Source organism: Bernardetia aquimarina (assembly GCF_042180575.1).
Lineage (GTDB): Bacteria > Bacteroidota > Bacteroidia > Cytophagales > Bernardetiaceae > Bernardetia.
In genome coordinates, this window is the sequence record NZ_CP170094.1 from 1,718,910 (window position 1) to 1,737,278 (window position 18,369).

Below are 18,369 nucleotides of genomic sequence, written 5' to 3' on the forward strand. Positions count from 1 at the left end.
TCTAGTTTTTTAAATTTTACATCAACAAAAAAGCCTTTCATCATTTCTGATAAAAGGCTTTTCTATTTATATCAAAACTATATTTATTCTACTACAAATTTCTTAGTAATAGTTTCTTGTGGAGTAACAAAACGTAAAATATATGTTCCTGCTGGTAATACTCGTATTGGAGTAACGATTATATCAGCAGCTCCTTTTTGTACATCTTGTTTGTGAACTGTTCTTCCTACCATATCTATAATCTCTACTTGTGCATCTGTTGTTAATTTTCCTTCAAGATTAAGATAAAAACGTGCGCCACCATTCGGGTTTGGATAGAGACTAACTTCTCCTTTTATTCCACTTATTATTTTTTCAAATAATATGCTTCTTACTGGAGAGTATTTGAATGTGCCATCTGTGTCAAACATTTGTAAACGATAATAAGAAAGTCCATCAAACGGTTCTGCATCCCAAAATTGATAATTAAATATTCCTTCAAGTCCTGTTCCTTTTGCATTTACACGCCCTAAAGAACCAAAAGAATTTCCATCTTGACTGCGTTGAACATTAAAGTAAGAGTTATCTATTTCATTGGTCGTTTCCCAAGTTACTTTTACAGACTCTCCCTCTACTTTAGCATCAAAACTGAGTAAATCTAAAGGAAGTGGATTGAAGTTAGTAAATGAACCTAATGTAAATGGACTAAAATCAGCTATTGGATTCTGACTAGCAATTACACCTTTAGCAGAAGCATTATTATATCCACTTTTGAATTTGTTTTGCCAAATACTACTTGCTACATTAGGAGGTCCTTCCCAACGCAATACTAAAAGTCCTTCAGGTTGATAGGCAACACTACGAGGATTATCCCAACTCAAATATACATAAGCAGGGTCAGATACAGCACTTAGCTTATCGATTGTCCAATATTCCACTTGACTTACTATTTGTATGCCTGTTTCTTTTTGTGCAGTAATATACCCATCTAAGTCTGGCAGACGAGGTCCTACATAACGTGCTTCAAATACTGAATTTGCATTTCCTCTTATACCTAAACCTGCTGGTGCATAATTAGTACCATTTCCAATTGGAAACATAAAAGCATCTGTTCCTTGTTTTTCTACTTTTCCTACCACATGACTTACATTACTAGGACCATTTGCAAGTAATTCAGGCGCACCTGTACTAATCCAAGAAGCAGGCGTATAAGTACCAGTTCCTCCCACAGTAGCTCCATCTTCAAAAATCATTTTGATAGTACTACCTGTTCCTAAAGCAATATCATCAGGAATGAAAAGACCTTTATCAAAAATTACTTGTCCACCTGTTTTGATTATTACATTGTCCATCATACGGAAACTAGCAAGAACAACCCCTGCAAACTCTGCTGAATTTGCTTCTAATTCATAGAATTTTTGGTTTTGTGCTGAGTTTGTAGTCAGTCTTTGCTCTGCATTTCCAGTCAATGAAACTCTTCCTTGTTGAGAGTTGAATACACCATCTGTTTCTACTGTCCAATCTCCTTTGAGATTTATATCATAATTATTAATAGTTACTTCAAAGATATTTCTCTCATTGACACGTAAGTTTCCAAATACAGATATATCTCCCAAAAGGTTTTTAGTAACTGTACCTGCTCCTGCTGCATTATTCAAGGTAAGATTACCATACGTAGGGCGTTCAGAAACATTATTTCCTTGAGGAGTAAGGTCTGTAATACCCGAATTGTATGTAACAGTTGTTTTTAGAGTTGCTGTCGGATTTAGATTGATATTAGCTGCTAAATAATTGGTAGGGAAGCTAGTAGCAATTACGTCATTACCCAAAACAAGTTCAGAGCCATCTCTTACTATTAAATCATAAGTAGGATTTCCTACTATTTGTACAGAATCATCGGCAAGTAATACTCTATAATCAACAGTTAAGTTTCGTGTTACAGTAATTGTATTATTTACATTACTTACTGGTTGTGCCGTAACTCTTTTGTTAGAACTAAGAGTAAGTGATGCAGTATTTTGGTTTGCATCTAATAAAAGACTTCCATATACAGGCTCACTAGAAACAAGTTGCGTAGTAGCAGACCTAGATACATAAGATACAATAGTATTATTGTCTATGTTTATTCGGCTTCTCTCATATCCAGTAGGAAATACTGTAGGAGCTAATGGTGAATCTGTTCCTATTCTTAATTGAGAGTTAGGTCGCATCAAAAGTGTTCCTGTTAAGCGTACACTACCTGTTATCTGAAATCTTCTATCTCTGAAATAGTTTCCATCTAAAATATAGAAGTTATTCCTAATTCTTGTTGCCTGTTGTAGCCATTTTTCAGCATCATTTTCTCCTCCAGATTGTGCTATCAAATTGTAATATGAATCTACTCCATTTGCATCTGCACTAGCAAACCCTCTTACATTTTGATTAACTGTACTTCCTGCATTATAAACTACTGTTGTAGAATCTTCTAGAACTACACTTTCAAAATCTGTTGGAAACTCTGTGGCTACGTCTGTTGCTCCATTTGTACCTAAAGTTAGCCAACTACGTCCTTGATTAGGCACATCTCCTCTCATAGTAACTGTTTGAGGAATGAAATTAAGTCCTCTTATTTGATTTCCATCATCTATTAAATGATTTCTTTCATTAATTAAAAGGTTTCCACGAATAAATGCATCTGCTAAATTACTAGGTGCAGTTAGTCTTGAAAAACTTTTTTCTACCATAGCATCAGTAGTTAGATTAGGTGCAGTAAGTGTTACATGGGCATATTCAGGCTCAGTGGACATAAGCTGTGCTACATCAGAATTATAGATGGTTTCGTGATCAGTAGCATTCAAATCTATATTTGCTCTTATAAATACAGTAGGGAATTGTGTTGCTACGGTTTGATTTCCTAGTATTAATTTTGTATTTGCTTGTGCTTCCAAGTTTGGTGTGCCTACTCCTACAATTTGATTTCCATCGTCTATCAATGTATTGAAGGTTTCTATACGAAGTTCTCTAGCCACTCTCATCTCACTATCACTTATGAGATTATAACGTGTAACTGTTTTAGGTATCAGTGTTGCTAACCCTGTAGCTCTCAATCTTACACTAGAGTAGGTAAACCCAGAAGCTACTTGTTGTGCTGCTCCTGCATTATAAATGATATAAGATGTATTATTGAAGTCTATTTTGCCACCATCTGCACGGTCAGCTAATAAGTCATCTGCTGTTCCTGCTGCACCACCATCTACTGTGAATTTAGGAAACTCTGTAACTAAATTATTTGGTACGATTGCCCCTCCATAAGCTACTTGAGCTTCTGTTCCTGTTGGTGGGATAGGTACTGCATCTGGAATATTTGGCGAAATATATGTATTTTGTCCTACATTTTGATTAGTGCCTAAATAAAGTGCAGCATCATTATCCATTCTGAAACGATTACGATTATTAGCTGCTGTATTATCTAAGTTATTAGCTATAATTTGGAATCCCATATCACGCAGACGTTGATTGTCATCAATAAAGAAACTTCCACGTATAGTAGCTGAACCTGTAAACCATTTTTGATGATTCCCTCCTCCTGCACTTCTAATATATAACGTACCATAATCTAAACCTCTAATAAACTGATCATCAGGACAACGATATTCTACAATAGATGCTTTGGTAGAACCACTTTGAGGGTTATAATTATCATTTGCTTCACCATCAGTAGTACCATCAGCTAATATAATGTTTGCTCTAGGGTAGCAAGTAGGAAATACAGTTGCACGATTATCTGCTCCAATTCTAAACAATGTATTATCTACCATTTCGAAGTTTCCAGTAGCATTGCCTCTAATTTGGTTTCCGTCATCTTCAAATGTTCCTCCCAAAACTTGAACGTTATTAAGTACTGATATACTTGTTGCTAGTTGAGTACGACGGTTATATTGTTTGTCCATTACTAGATTATAAAAAGGACTACCTGTACATTCTGTTCGGATTGAAGAAGCACATTCTGTACAAATTTCTCCTGCATCATAATTTCTTACTGTAATATCTGAAACATTATTTTCTGTTCCATAAAAAGTAACTGTACCTAATCCTGCTATAAATTCTGTTGAAGTAAGTCCAGCTAAAGGAGCATTTACAGTCCAGTCATCTTGCAGACGAATAGTTTGGTCATTGGCTTCTAACCTTCCATAATTTAAAGTAATATTACCATTTGCACCTCCTTCTACTCGCATCTCATCTTGTAATATCCATGTACTTACTTCTGCTTCAAATATTACAGGACCATTGAAACGCCCTGTATTAAATTCTAGTGTTTTAGGAAAACCTGCATCTGCTGCTGTACCTCTAAACTCAGTAGTTCCTTCAAACTCATTCCAATCAAGGTCTGCTGGATTATTAGGAAATTGTACATCTCCATAAATTTGAAGGATATTTACTGGACTTGTTCCTATCAAAGTAACATCTCTATCTGAAGAAATATCCCAAATGAAGTCATCACAATAAGAATATAAGTTCTCTAAACTAACTGTATGTGCGCCAGCAGGAAAAGAATTATCATTAAAGACAACTCTATCATTTGGTGTAGGAATACAACCCGAAGAAGGTCCTCCATCTGTAAGCGACCAATGATTATTATCAAGCCCAGCTCCTAGATTTAGATCGTTCCAGTTTCCAGAATGATTTCCTTCATCACTTACTACCCAAAAAAGTGTTCTTCCTGCCAATGAACCTACAAAAGAAATTCCATCATTATTAGACACATCAACAATAGGGTCTGGAAATGCTTCTACTGTTGTGCCACCTATATTATTGATATCTTCCATGAAAGCAAAAGCTAGATTTCTATTATCGGCTACTAAATGGTCGTTTTGAAAATCAATATCAGCTTGAATAGGAGACTGGCGAGAACTAAGACGTATCCATTCATTACATTGAGTTCCTCTAGCATTCAAATATCCTGTTATCGTTGTTGTGCCTAGAGGCTGTGTACCAGAAGAATAAGGAAACTCTACTACATCAAAGCGAGATAGATTTATGTCTTCTACTGTGAAATTTCTATAAAAGCGAAGTAGTGTATTCTCTCCTGCAAAAATATCCTCAAAGTTTGAAGTTCCTATTATCTCTACTCTAGCATCATCTCCCATAATAAAACGAGTATCATTTGGAGCACCTGCAAAAGTTACATTTCTTCTAAAACGAATAAGATCACTAGCATTTCCTCCAGCACCATCTTCAAATTCTACTTCATCTTGAAAATTAACATTTACATCAAACTCAGCTTGTGCTTGTCCTGCTGCTGCACTTGTAGAAGCCACAAAAAGTGTACTTTCAAAAGTAATCAAACTTGCATTATTACCATACGATTGTATATTATTTGGTGTTCCTTCTAATCTTACAGGTGCTCCAAAAATTTGTGTCGTAGTTTCTCCTCCTTCTCCTAAACTCCATCTTGCTTGCCCTAGATTAGAAAAAGTAAGTGGTGCAGTAGCTAAAAAAGTATTATCTCTCCAAAAACGAACAGCATCTCCATTATTAGTTGTACTTGCTATTGTTACGGCTTGTTGAAATTCATTATCATCTTGAAAATTTATTCTTGTATCTTCTCCAAAAGCAACTGTTCCAGAGAAAATATTTCTAGGAACACCATTTTCTGTTCCGAAGAATTGAGCAAAGATGTTATTTGGAAAACTAATACTCCCATAAGTTTTAGGAGAAGTTCCATTTACATTAAAATCTGTTCCATCTACTAGACCAGTAATATCTCTGAATATAATTCTATCTCCTGCGTCTGTGTTAATATCTAGTGTTTGAGCAGTATTAATAAATAAATTTGGAATTGTTTTGCCAAAACTTCCAGTTTGCATTGTTTGATTTCCTGTACCTGTAAGACGTATGCTTGAATTAGGTTCGGATTCAAGTAAAAAATCTCCTGTATTTCCTCTAAAATCTACGACCAGTCCTGCATTTTGAGTAACTGTAAACTCTGAGGTATTTAATCTCAATGTTCTGGCAAGATTTCCTGCTTGATTGACATCAATAGTAGCAGCTTGTACTGTGTTGGTGGCAGTAAGAGCATCACCAGTAGTGAATATACCTGCCGTAAGTCTGAAATCATCATCTGTAACAAAAGCATCTCCTAATTCCCAAACACCATTAATAGCATTAAGATTATCCTCAAAATTGACAGCACCATTAAATGTTTGTCCTTCTGATATAATGACATTTTTAGCATCAGCTTCTAACTCATCAGTATAACGGAAGTTTACAACTCCATTAAAATCCCAGTTCATGTCTGTAATAAGTGTAACATCTCCACCAATTTGCATATTAAAGGCATTTGTTCCTGTAATAATTGGTGTTCCAGTTGCTCCTGTCCAAGTAATATCTCTTGTTTGAGCATCAATATCAACAGTAACAATTTGTCCTGCTGCATTGAATGAGTTCACATCAAAAAACACATCATCACTTAAAGTAGGAATACATTCTCCACCTGCTCCACCTGAAGTAAGCGACCAGTTGGCTGTATTGCTCCAGTTTCCTGTATTTCCGACCCAATAAAGTGTCCTATTTGTGAAGCTAGTAACAAAGTTACCTGCTATATTCGCAGCACTAATACTAAGTATGGTTACTAATCCTGCTCCTGTGTTGTTTAGGTCAGAAACTAATACATTTTCCCAAGTTTGGTCAATATTAAAATCTACTATTGCTTGATTTCCTGCTATTGAAGAACGAATAATAATAGGAGTTGCACAATCAGCAACAGCTACAAAATTTCCTGTGATATTACTGTCTGTGTTTGGACTAAACTCAAAAATATCAGAATCAGCAAGTGTTACATTAGTAAAGGTATTTGGATTAGCAGAGGTATTTTGAAGAGAAAAGAAACTACTTGCTCCTGCTAGTGTAACATCTCCTTGAAACTGATTGCGTCCAGTTCCTGTAAAACGAATACCTGTTGTATTATTTACTGTTGAACCTACTGTAAATGCTCCTTGAAAATCATTATCACCAATAAAATTAGATTGTACTCCTGTTCCAAAAGTTACAGTATTAGTAAAAATATTTGTGTTTGCTGTTCCATCACTTCCTGTAAAAGTAGCATTTATGTTGTTTGGAAGATTAAGAGCTTCTAAATATGTCTTTGGGCTATTTCCTGAAATTGTAAAATTAACACCTGCATCAAGAATAATATTTCTGAACGTAATACGGTTATTTGTATTTTCAGTAAACACATCTACATCAGTAGCATTCCAATCTATATCTGGCAATTCTTTTGCTTTTGCTCCTACATATACATCAGAGTTTGTTCCTACTGTACAATCAAAAAAAGCACCTGCTGCTGGAGTAATAAAATCAAAATTAGCATCATTTCTAAAATCCACTGACATACCTGTTGCTCTAAGAGTAAACCTAGAGCTTCCCATGTCTAATGAAGCATCAACAGCACTATTAGCATTTATTATTCTAACTTGAATATTAAAATTTGCTGTAATTAAATCTCCATCTACCATTCTTACTGTTCCTGTTGAATAAGTAGGTGCGCCTGATGTAACAGCTTCTTGAGTAAGATTAAAATCAGAATCAAATGTCCAAGTTACAGGATTTACAACTGTATTTCCTGCTGCTGCATTTTTATCAAAAAAAGCTCTCTTAAAACGCCTTCCGTTTGTATCTTCATCTGCTGGTGCTATCAGACCTAAATTAATAGTGTTGTTCAATGTAGCAGCAGTAAAGAAAGGAACTGTAAGTTCTTCAGTAGCCACAAAATAAATATTACGAATTTCGTTTGGCTGAACTCCACCTGTTCCGACAGTCATTGCGCCTGCTGTGTTTATATTTCCGAAGTCTAAATTTCCACCTACATACAAATCTGTATCTTCTCCAATAGACTGTAAACGAGGTGTATTAGTTACGCCTGTCCAATCCATATTTCTACAAAAAGCATCAGCATCCATATCAACTATTTGATTAACTGCTGAGAATGAACTTGCATCAAAAAACACATTGTCATAAATTGTAGGAGGACACTCTCCTGTCGTTCCACCCGAAGCAGAAGACCAGTTTGCTGCATCGTACCAATTTGCTGTACTTCCTGCACCTACAGCACTATGTACCCAATATAAATCTCGGCTTACTGTATTTCCTGTTACATTTATGTTATTAGCTGTTGTACCATTAGAAACATTAATTGCAGCACCAGAAGAAGCATCTATATTCTGAACTATTGCTCCTTCTAAAATTAAAGGATTTGCAAGTTGCAACCTTGCTTGAGTGGGAGGATTATTTGATGTGATAGTAATTGGATTCGAACAAAGCCCCAAAACATTTATATCTCCAGAAACTGTATTATCAGTAATAGAACTAAATGCAATCGTAGTTCCATTATTCATATTAATATCAGAGAATGAATTAATATTTGCAGCTCCTGAATTATTAAATGTCGCTTGTGCGTTATTATTTAAAGTAAATGCTCCTACAAAAGTAGTGTTTTTGTTTCCTCCTGCTATGAATGTACTTCCTATTCCACTAACAAGAGTTCCTCCAAATCTGCTATCATTAGCAGTATTAAACCTAACTGTTTTGTTATTTCCAAAAGAAAAATTACCAATTATATCATATCCTCCAGCAAAACTAGTAGTTCCATTTGTACCAAGGGTTACATTTCCATTAATAGTATTTCCTAGGTTTGTATTTACTCCGTTGATTGTTCCACCAACATTATTTCCTGTTGTAATATTATTATAAACTTTCGGAGAAGTTCCATTAATATTTAATTGTCCTCCATTTCCTGTTGTAATATCTCCAAATGTAATCAAATTAGTAGCATTTGTTTGAATTACTCTATTTCCTGCACCTGTATAGTTTAGGTTAGAAATTGTTTTAGAAGATTCTCCAGTTTCTATAGTGGTTGCATTTGCTGTAATGTTGATTGTACTTGTTCCAGAATTTAATGTAAAATTGGCATCATTCCTATAATCCAAAACAGTAGTAGAAGCACTTGTAAGTGTGATAGTTGAAGAACCTAAAGTTAGTGTTCTGTCAGGTACAAGATTATTATTAGTAGAAATTGTCCCAGAAACTACATCTTGATTATTTGTGTTTATTATTCCAGAATTTAATAATGTTTGATTCTGAACTAAATAAGCATCTTGAAATATCCATTCTCCTGCTGCACCTGTTTCAAAACGAACTCTATTAAGTCCTTTTCCATTCATTGTGATTGTTTGAGTAGTTGCAGAACCAAAAACTACAAGTCCTTCATAAGTAGGAGCATTTCCCGTTTGATTCATTGCTGCTGCAAAAGTAAGCGAACCTGCAATTGTCAGTTGAGCATTTCCTGCAAAAGTGGGTGTATTTGTTACTCCTGTCCAAGTCATATCTCTACATTGCCCAACTACATCCAAAGTTGCTGTCTGACCTGCTGCTGTAAAAGAAAAACTATTAAAAAACACATTATCTATAAGTGTTGGGATACATTCTCCTCCACCTGTTCCATTATTTGCAAGTGACCAGTGAGCAGGGTCAGACCAGTTTCCTGTTCCTCCTACCCAATATAAATCTCTTCCTATTATAGTATTATCCGTAAAATTTCCTGTTACAACTACACTAATACTATTCACTGTTACGTTTGCTCCAGTAGAATTAATTTGATTTACATTTACTCCACTCCACGTTTGAGGATTAGTAAAATTAACAGGTGCAGTACCTCCATCTCCAGATAAAACTACAGGGTTTGTACAATTTCCATTTGGTGTAAAAGTACCTGAAACAGTTGATATTGCTGCGCCATTAGCTGAAAATCTAAATGTACTTCCTTCTTCAACAGTAACATTACTAAATGAAGCTAAATTAGTATTTGAAAAGTCAGTAGTAGTAGCAGAAGCTGCTGTAAAATCTCCTATGAAAGTATAAGTATTAGCACCTGTAAAAGTAATTGATCTTGTCGTAGCTATATTTGTTGTTCCATTTACAGTAAGAGCATTGGCAGCACTAAAAGTAGCTCCAGCAACATCATAAATAAAATTGCGAACAGGTGCAGCTACATTTAAAGTAACCGTTCCTCCTGCTAACCCAGAAGCTCCATCAAAATTCACATCATCAGTTGCTGTGGGAATACATTCGCCTCCTGCGCCTCCACTTGTTAAAGACCAATTTGCTGTATTATTCCAGTTTCCTGTTCCTCCTACCCAAAAAAGATTTCTATTAGTTGTATTATCTGTAATTCCAGAACTTGTAGTAAGACTTCCACTTTCTAATGTTACACTTCCTGTGGCTGCTATATTGGTAACATCTGTATTTGTCCAAGTAGAAGCTGCTGTAAAAGTAACATTAGCAGTTCCACCAGTAGAATTAATCGTATTTAAAGCTGCACAAGTAGTTGTAGAATTAAATGTTCCTGTAACAGTAGTAGTAGCATCAGGTGTAAAACTAAACGTAGAACCATTTCCAACAGTGATATTATTATCAAAATCAACAGTTCCTAAAGAACTAAAAAGAGTTGTTGAAGTTGCACCTGCTGTATAATCCCCTACAAATGTATAGGTATCTGTTCCTTCAAAACTAATTGTTCTTGTAGTTGCAATAGTCGTTGTTCCATTTACAGTAAGAGCATTGGCAGCATCAAAAGTAGCACCAGCTACATCATAAATAAAATCACGAACAGGTGCAGCTACATCTAAAGTAACTGTACCACCTGCCAAACCAGAAGAACCATCAAAATTTACATCATCAGTTGCTGTGGGAATACATTCGCCTCCTGCGCCTCCACTTGTTAAAGACCAATTTGCTGTATTATTCCAGTTTCCTGTTCCTCCTACCCAAAAAAGATTTCTATTAGTTGTATTATCTGTAATTCCAGAACTTGTAGTAAGACTTCCACTTTCTAATGTTACACTTCCTGTGGCTGCTATATTGGTAACATCTGTATTTGTCCAAGTAGAAGCTGCTGTAAAAGTAACATTAGCAGTTCCACCAGTAGAATTAATCGTATTTAAAGCTGCACAAGTAGTTGTAGAATTAAATACTCCTGTAACAGTAGTAGTAGCATCAGGTGTAAAACTAAACGTAGAGCCATTTCCAATAGTTATACTATTATTAAAATCAACTGCACTTGTTCCTGTAAAACGAGTTTCAGAAGCTGCAACGGCTGTATAAGCTCCTGTAAAAGTATAGGTGTTTGTTCCTCCAAAAGTAATTGCTTGTGTAGAAGAGTTCGTAGAAGCTCCATTTATGGTAAGGCTATTTGTTCCATCATAAGAGAAAGCATTTCCACTAAACGTAAAGTTATTGGCTACACCTGCTACATCTAAGGTTACAGTATAACCTGCTACACCCGAATTAGCATCAAAAAACACATTATCTGCTGCTGTGGGGGCATTTGTATGAAAGGTAGCTCCTCCTGAAGTAGTAACCCAATGAGTAGCAAAGTCACTCCAATTTCCTGTGCCTCCAATCCAATAAAAATCAGCAGCATTTAGTTGAAGAGTTAAAAAAAAAGAAAAAAGAAAAAGAAAAAATACCCTTCCCCCTTTTTTTAAGAAATGTATATTTTTTGTATTCATATTTTGCATAACTAATTTTCTTTAAGGATAAGTATGTAAAATTTGTATTATCAAATTTCACTAAAAAAGTGTTTGATTTTTTTTATAATAAATGATTTGTAAATTCTTTGAAATCTATATTTTGCTTTTATTAAAAATGAGATTTACTCCGTAAATCTTAAACAAAGATAACTATTTTTAATTATATCTCGGATGTTCTTTGTTTAAAAGAAATTAAATTGTGTATTATTAAATGTACTTTTTTTTAAAAAAACATTCTAATACTACTTTAATTTCGTTTTTGTGGCAAAAAATGCAACTATCTGTCATGATTAATATAAAAAATTAATATACTATAAAAACGCTGCATTTTATCAAAATCGTATAAGATATGATTTATTATTTCATTATAAAATACAATTCCATTAGAATATTAATTAAATCTACAATTTAAGTTTTTTGTCCTTATTTTTGACAAAAAATTATAGTTTTACTCTACATAAAATATAATTATAATTTATTAGAAGATTCAACCTTATAGACATAGAAGTTGTTTGAAGAAAAACAAAACAATGTTCTGTAACACACAGAATACTAGATTAAAACATTTACATTTTTAAATTACTTCATAATGAAAAAACTAATCCTAATTGACCCAAATCCTGTTCTTTGTAACGAATGGAAAAAACCTTTTAAAAACTATAAAGAAGTAGAAATAGTAAATGGATACTTTGAAGAATTAGAAGAGTTTGATTGTATGGTAAGTGCTGCTAATTCTTTTGGTTTAATGGATGGAGGAGTAGATTATGCTATCATTAAGTATTTTGGAGCAGACTTAGAAAAAAGAGTTCAACAAAAAATCATAGAAAAATATAGAGGAGAACAACCTGTTGGAACTTCAATGATTGTGGAAACCAAACACAATAAACATCCATTTATTGCTCATACACCTACAATGAGAGTTCCACTAACTATTTCTAGAACTGATAATGTTTATAAAGCTATGTTTGCACTACTTTTGAGTGTTCATTATCATAACAATGAAGCTAAAAACCAAATAAAGATTAATACAGTTGCATGTTGTGGATTAGGAACGGCAACAGGAAGAGTTTCAGAAGATGAAGCTGCTAGGCAAATGCAACTCGCTTATAAAAACTTCAAAAACCCTCCTTCAAGAATAGATTGGAATTATGCTTCTCAACGTCAAAATGAAATTATTTTTGGTGGAGGTTTGTTTTAAATAAAAAATATAAATCCATTACTGAAAATGTTTCCTTACAAACGAAATCATAAACCTCCTGTTTTAGTGCGTGTACAACGACTTATTGAAAAATATGATAAGAAAATAGCTTTAGTACATGCAAGGGGATATTTACAACAATATTATCACAACCAAGATATTTTAGATGTCATAGCTGATTTGGAATATCAAAATGGAAATATAGTAGAAGCTGGACGTTATTGGTATTTTTCAAAAGAACATAATCCAATTATTAGAAAAGCTATTTATAGCTTCGAAAAAAGATATGGTTTTAGTAAACCTCTAATTTTAAGAAAACTAATTTTTCATCACTTCAAATCTCCAGCAAACTTCAATATTTCTACTAAAATAGGATTATATGAAATGATAAAAAGTATTGAGAATGAAGAAGGAGAAGTTCCAAGTTATTGCAAAACCTATTATGAACATTTTAAAGTGGCATTAAATAAAAAGTAGTTTATACCAAAATAAAATCTATTTTTCCCTTTAGATTTCTCGTTCAAGCATTTTGCTTGGACGCTCTTTTTTGTCAGCATATGCTGACGAAATAGATAGATACAAGATAGAATCTTGCACCAGTGAAGTTTAATATTTATTTTGGTATTATGAATAATTTTGAATTGAAATAACATTCTTAAAACAAAAAGCCTATCCATTTATAAAAATGAATAGGCTTTTAACCTTTCTAGAAAATCAATTATTCTTAATCCTCTTTTCGTTCTGCAATAACAGTAGCTTTCGGACTTGGACTAATCCACTCAGAAAGTTGGTCTGCCATCAAATACATTGCAGGAACAACCACAAGTGTAAGGAAAGTAGCGAACACCAAACCGAAGATAACAGCCCAAGCCATTGGTCCCCAGAAAGTTGCATTATCTCCTCCCATATAAAATTGAGGGTCAAACCTAGAATAAAGTGTTACAAAATCTATGTTCATACCTGTTGCAAGTGGAATAAGTCCTAAAACGGTCGTAATTGCTGTTAGAAGTACAGGACGAAGACGAGTATAACCAGCCTTTACAACAGCTTCCAAAAATTCAGTTTGAGGCAAATGTTCTTCTTCATCAAGACCTAATTCTTCCTTTCGTTTAGCTCTCACTTGGTCGGTATAATCAATTAGTACAATCGCATTATTTACAACAACACCAGCTAATGAAATAATACCAATACCAGTCATGATGATAATAAAATCCATTTGGAAAATTACCAATCCTAACATTACTCCAGTCATACTAAAGATTACAGAACCCATAATAATAAATGGCTTAACGATAGAGTTAAACTGAGAAACCAAAATTAGCGAAATCGCAGAAACAGCAATTAACATCGCTTTTGCCAAAAATGCCATTGACTTTGCTTGTTCTTCTTGCTCTCCTGTCAGTTTTATGCTATATCCTTCTGGTAATTTATGACTTTTGATAAGCAATTTGATTTGTGCTACAATCTCATTTGCATTATACCCTTCCACAATTCCAGAACTTACAGCCACCATACGGTCTAAGTCTTTACGTCTTACAGAACCATACGACGAACTATAATCAATCTTAGCAATCGCCGAAATTGGAACTTGATGATATGTACCACGATTATCTCTAAAGGTAATTACTTGATTCATCAAAGCTGAAATATTATAACGGTATTTGTCTTGCAAACGAAGTTGAATAGGAAAATCATCATCGCCGTCTTTGTACTTCGAAATTTCTTTTCCAAAAATAGCTGTTCTTAATGTCATTGCTACTTGGCTTGTCGAAAGTCCAAACAAACGAGCTTTTTCTCTATCAATCGTCAATATTAATTCAGGTTTTCCAGTTTCAGCTTCTACAACTAAGTTGTCAAGTCCTTGGATTCCTGCATCTTCAATCATTTGTTTTACCTTTTCGCCTTCTTTTACCAAAACATCATATTCAGCTCCTGAGATTTCAATATTTACAGGTTTCCCTACTGGAGGACCATCACGGTTTTTGTCCGTCTTGATTTTGACTCCTGGTATCGTTTTCATTTCAGCAGAAAGTTTTTTCATAATTTCAGATGTACTAATTCCTTTTCTATACTGAAATTCATAAAAAGCAACAGCAATACGTGCTTTGTGAGGTGTTGCACCACTTCTACCAAAATTATCTTGTGGGTCGCCTGATTCTTCTCCTACATTTATTCCGATTGATTTAATAATTTCATCATACGGAGCAAGAATTTTGTAGGCTTTCTTTTCGATAGTTTCTGCAAACTCATTTGTCGTTTTGATGTCCGTTCCTAGAGGAGCTTCTACATACATATAAACAAATAGGGGTTCACTATCAGGAAAAAGACTTGTTTTTAGCCCTACATTTCCTACCAAAACAAAACTCAAGACCAAAAGAAAAAACATTCCGACAGTTAGAAGATAAGGGCGAGAACCTTTCAAAAGGTAACGTAAAGTTCTCATATACACATTTTCCAAACGAGTCAATAATTTGTTTTGAAACCAGTTTGAAGCAGGTGTAAGCAGATAAACATTTGCAAAAATAATAATCCCTAAAGTAGCTAATAAGTTTGGAAGCGTATATGTCATTCCTTCTACAAAACTAGCTGATACATATAAAACTCCTGCTAAAGCACTCATTACAAAGGCAGCAATCAACCAATTTTTGATTCCTTTTTTGCCTACTCCTTCTACTTTCATAAAATAAGTAGAGAAAACAGGATTAATAACCAAACCTACAAATAGCGAAGAAGAAAGGACAATAATCAATGTAATTGGCATATATTTCAAAAACTCTCCCATAATTCCACCCCAAAAAGCAAGAGGAACAAAGGCAGCCAAGGTAGTAGCCGTCGAACTAATGATAGGCCAAGCCACTTCACTTACACCCATCAAGGCAGCTTTTTTGGCAGAATATCCCTCTTCCATAAACCTAAAGGTATTCTCAATAACAACAATCGCATTATCGACAAGCATTCCGAGAGCCAAAATAAGGGCAAACAAAACAACAATATTGATACTCACTCCTACTAAATTCAAAACCATAAAAGAGATAAGCATCGATAACGGAATGGCAACACCTACCAAAAGTGCATTGCGAAGTCCCATAAAGAAAAGCAAAACCACAACTACCAAGATAACACCTGAAATAATATTATTGATAAGGTTAGAAATTTGCATTTCCATGTTTTCAGATTGGTCATTTACAATCGTAACATCTAGTGTAGAAGGAAAATGAGAACCTTGTGCTTTCTTCAAAACTTCTTTAATCAGCTCGGCTGCTTCAATAAGGTTTTCGCCACTACGTTTTTTTACTTTCAAAGAAATTACTGGCAAACTTCCTTTTTCTTCAAAATTATTTCCTGTTGCTAATCTAGCATAACTAGAACGTTCTACATAGGAATCTTTTACTTCGGCAACTTCATTGAGATAAATCGGTTGATTATTTTCAGATTTTACAATAATCCCATTAAGCTGACTTACATCTTTAAACTCTCCAACTACACGAAGCGAACGACGGTAGCCTTCCGTCAAAACATCGCCACCAGAAGCTGTTAAGTTTTCTGAAAGAATGGCATTTTCAATATCTTGAAAAGATACTTTACGAGCAGCCATTTTATAAATATCAGCATTGATTTGAACTTCTCTATCACGGTCGCCAGTAATTACAACTTCCGAAACTTGCGAAAGTTCTTCTAGTTCGTCTTGTAAATACTCAGCATATTCTTTGAGTTTTGCTTGTTCGAAATCTCCTGAAAGATTTATTTCCATAATCGGAATTTCAGAAAAATCTACTTCCAAAACATTTGGGTCTTGATCTAAATCTTTCGGTAAATCCTTTTTGGCTTTATCAACAGCATCTTTTACATCAAGGACAGCATCCGAAACTTCTACATCTTCATTAAATTCGATAATGACAGCCGAAGCATCTTGAACTGAAGTAGAAGAAATTTTCTTTACTCCTTTGAGTGATTTTAATTCTTTTTCTATCGGACGAGTAATCAGATTCTCAATATCGATAGGAGAGTTCCCTGGATAAACTGTCTGGACATAAACCGTCGGCATCACAATTTCTGGAAACTGCTCTTTTGGCATTACTATATATGAAAACCATCCTGCAGCTACAAAAAGAAGCGTAATAATGAATACACTCGTAGAGTTTTTGATGGAGAACTTAGACAAGCCAAAAATTTCGAATTTTGTGTCTTGCTCAAGTTCTTTTTTAGGTTCTGGTTTTTTATTAGAGTCTAGTTTTGTTTCGCTCATCGTTTTGGTTTTTTAATGAGTTTGAGTTTTATTTCTAATTCTCTAGCGCAAGATTCTATCTTGTGCTTACTGTTTCGCAAGCATATGCTTGCAGAAAAAATATGTCCAAGCATATGCTTGAACGAGAAATATTTATTTTTTATGACTTAATGAAACGAACATTTTCTCCGTCCACTACTTCATTGTATCCTTTACTGATTACTTCATCAGTAGCTGAAAGTCCTTCAGTTACAACAGTTGAACCTTCATACGACATTCCTGTTTTTACAACTACTTTTTTAGCTACTTTTTTTCCAGCTTCCTCTTTAACAACATACAAAAACTTATCTCCACTTGTTCCTATTTGAATCAAGTTAGTAGGAACTGTAATTGCTTCTTCTTGTTGAAAATCATTGATTTTAACAGTTCCAACAAGGTTTGGTTTGATAGCTCCGTCTTTATTTGGAAGGTCAATCTGAACTTTAAAAGTACGGTTTGCAGTGTTAATTGTCTGTCCTACAAAAGATATTTTTTGTTCCATTTCAGTACCTAAAGCACTAAAGAAGATTTTTACTTTATCACCTTTTTTGACAGCAGAAAGGTAGTTTTCAGAAACATCGGCTACAAGTTGCACATCAGAAACATTAATAACACGAGCAATCGGCATAGCTGGATTTGCTAGTTCACCTTGTTTTGCATAAACTTCATCGATAGTTCCCGAAATTGGGGATTTGACTACTGTTTTACTCATCTGTTGTTTAAGTGTAGCAATGCTGTTTTCTAAAGATTCTTTTTGATTTTGAGATTGTAGGTATTCGATTTCTGAACCTATTTTTTGTTCCCAAAGACGTTTTCTTTTTTCATAAACTGTTGTAGCAAGTGAAAGGCGAGTTTCAAGTTCTGCTACTTGTTTGTTAAAAGTTCCTGCATCAAGTGTTGCAATTACTTGTCCTGCCGAAACTCTATCTCCTTCTTTTACTTTTAGAGAAACAATCGTTGCTGGCATTTCAGGCAAAATATTTACATTTTTGTCTGATTCTACTGTTCCTTGTACTTCAATATAATGATTGAAAGTTTCAGATTTTACAGGCATTGATTCTACCAATTTTGAAGGATTTTCTTTTTTTGCAGCTTCACCTAGTGCATCTTCAAGTTGAGCAATTTCGCCTTGAAGTTCCATTAGTTCATTGCGTTTTTTCTCTAAAGCAGCCTTTTTTTCTTCTGGAGTTTTAGGTTCTTTTTCTCCACAAGAAGAAAGAAAAGAAAGGGAAAGAATAGCTACAAGCAAAAAAGATAAATAGCTTTTTTTATTAGAATATTTCATAGTTCAATTACGAATTAAAAATTACGGATTACGAATGTTTTTTGATGTTGAATGAATTAAATGCAAATTTCGTTTTAAC

The 18,369-nt window shown here is 34.2% G+C and carries 5 protein-coding genes; 2 read left to right on the forward strand and 3 right to left on the reverse strand.

Features of this window, described 5'->3' with window-relative positions:
* Positions 1–83: 83 nt before the first annotated feature.
* Entirely contained in the window at positions 84–11,522 is an 11,439-nt protein-coding gene (locus ACE193_RS07190; protein ID WP_375562326.1) for a T9SS type A sorting domain-containing protein, read from the reverse strand.
* A gap of 610 nt (positions 11,523–12,132) precedes the next feature.
* Between ACE193_RS07190 and ACE193_RS07195 the strand changes: the two genes are divergently transcribed.
* A complete protein-coding gene (locus ACE193_RS07195) occupies positions 12,133–12,741 on the forward strand; it encodes a macro domain-containing protein (RefSeq protein WP_375562327.1) in 609 nt (202 codons plus the stop codon).
* A 27-nt stretch (positions 12,742–12,768) separates the two neighbouring features.
* Positions 12,769–13,218: a DUF6584 family protein gene (locus ACE193_RS07200; RefSeq protein ID WP_375562328.1), complete on the forward strand. Its 450-nt coding sequence runs from the start codon at positions 12,769–12,771 to the stop codon at positions 13,216–13,218.
* Positions 13,219–13,465: 247 nt separating this feature from the next.
* Here the strand turns inward: ACE193_RS07200 and ACE193_RS07205 are convergent, their stop codons facing one another.
* Together ACE193_RS07205 and ACE193_RS07210 are read right to left on the reverse strand one after the other, a co-directional pair.
* A complete protein-coding gene (locus ACE193_RS07205) occupies positions 13,466–16,987 on the reverse strand; it encodes an efflux RND transporter permease subunit (RefSeq protein ID WP_375562329.1) in 3,522 nt (1,173 codons plus the stop codon).
* A 139-nt stretch (positions 16,988–17,126) separates the two neighbouring features.
* On the reverse strand, positions 17,127–18,290 hold the full coding sequence (locus ACE193_RS07210; protein ID WP_375562330.1) for an efflux RND transporter periplasmic adaptor subunit: 1,164 nt from the start codon (positions 18,288–18,290) through the stop codon (positions 17,127–17,129).
* Between the last annotated feature and the right edge of the window lie 79 nt (positions 18,291–18,369).

Coding starts and splice junctions, on each gene's coding strand:
- ACE193_RS07190 (WP_375562326.1), bottom strand. CDS start 11,522: ATGAATACAAAAAATATACATTTCTTAAAAAAAGGGGGAAGGGTATTT.
- ACE193_RS07195 (WP_375562327.1), top strand. CDS start 12,133: ATGAAAAAACTAATCCTAATTGACCCAAATCCTGTTCTTTGTAACGAA.
- ACE193_RS07200 (WP_375562328.1), top strand. CDS start 12,769: ATGTTTCCTTACAAACGAAATCATAAACCTCCTGTTTTAGTGCGTGTA.
- ACE193_RS07205 (WP_375562329.1), bottom strand. CDS start 16,987: ATGAGCGAAACAAAACTAGACTCTAATAAAAAACCAGAACCTAAAAAA.
- ACE193_RS07210 (WP_375562330.1), bottom strand. CDS start 18,290: ATGAAATATTCTAATAAAAAAAGCTATTTATCTTTTTTGCTTGTAGCT.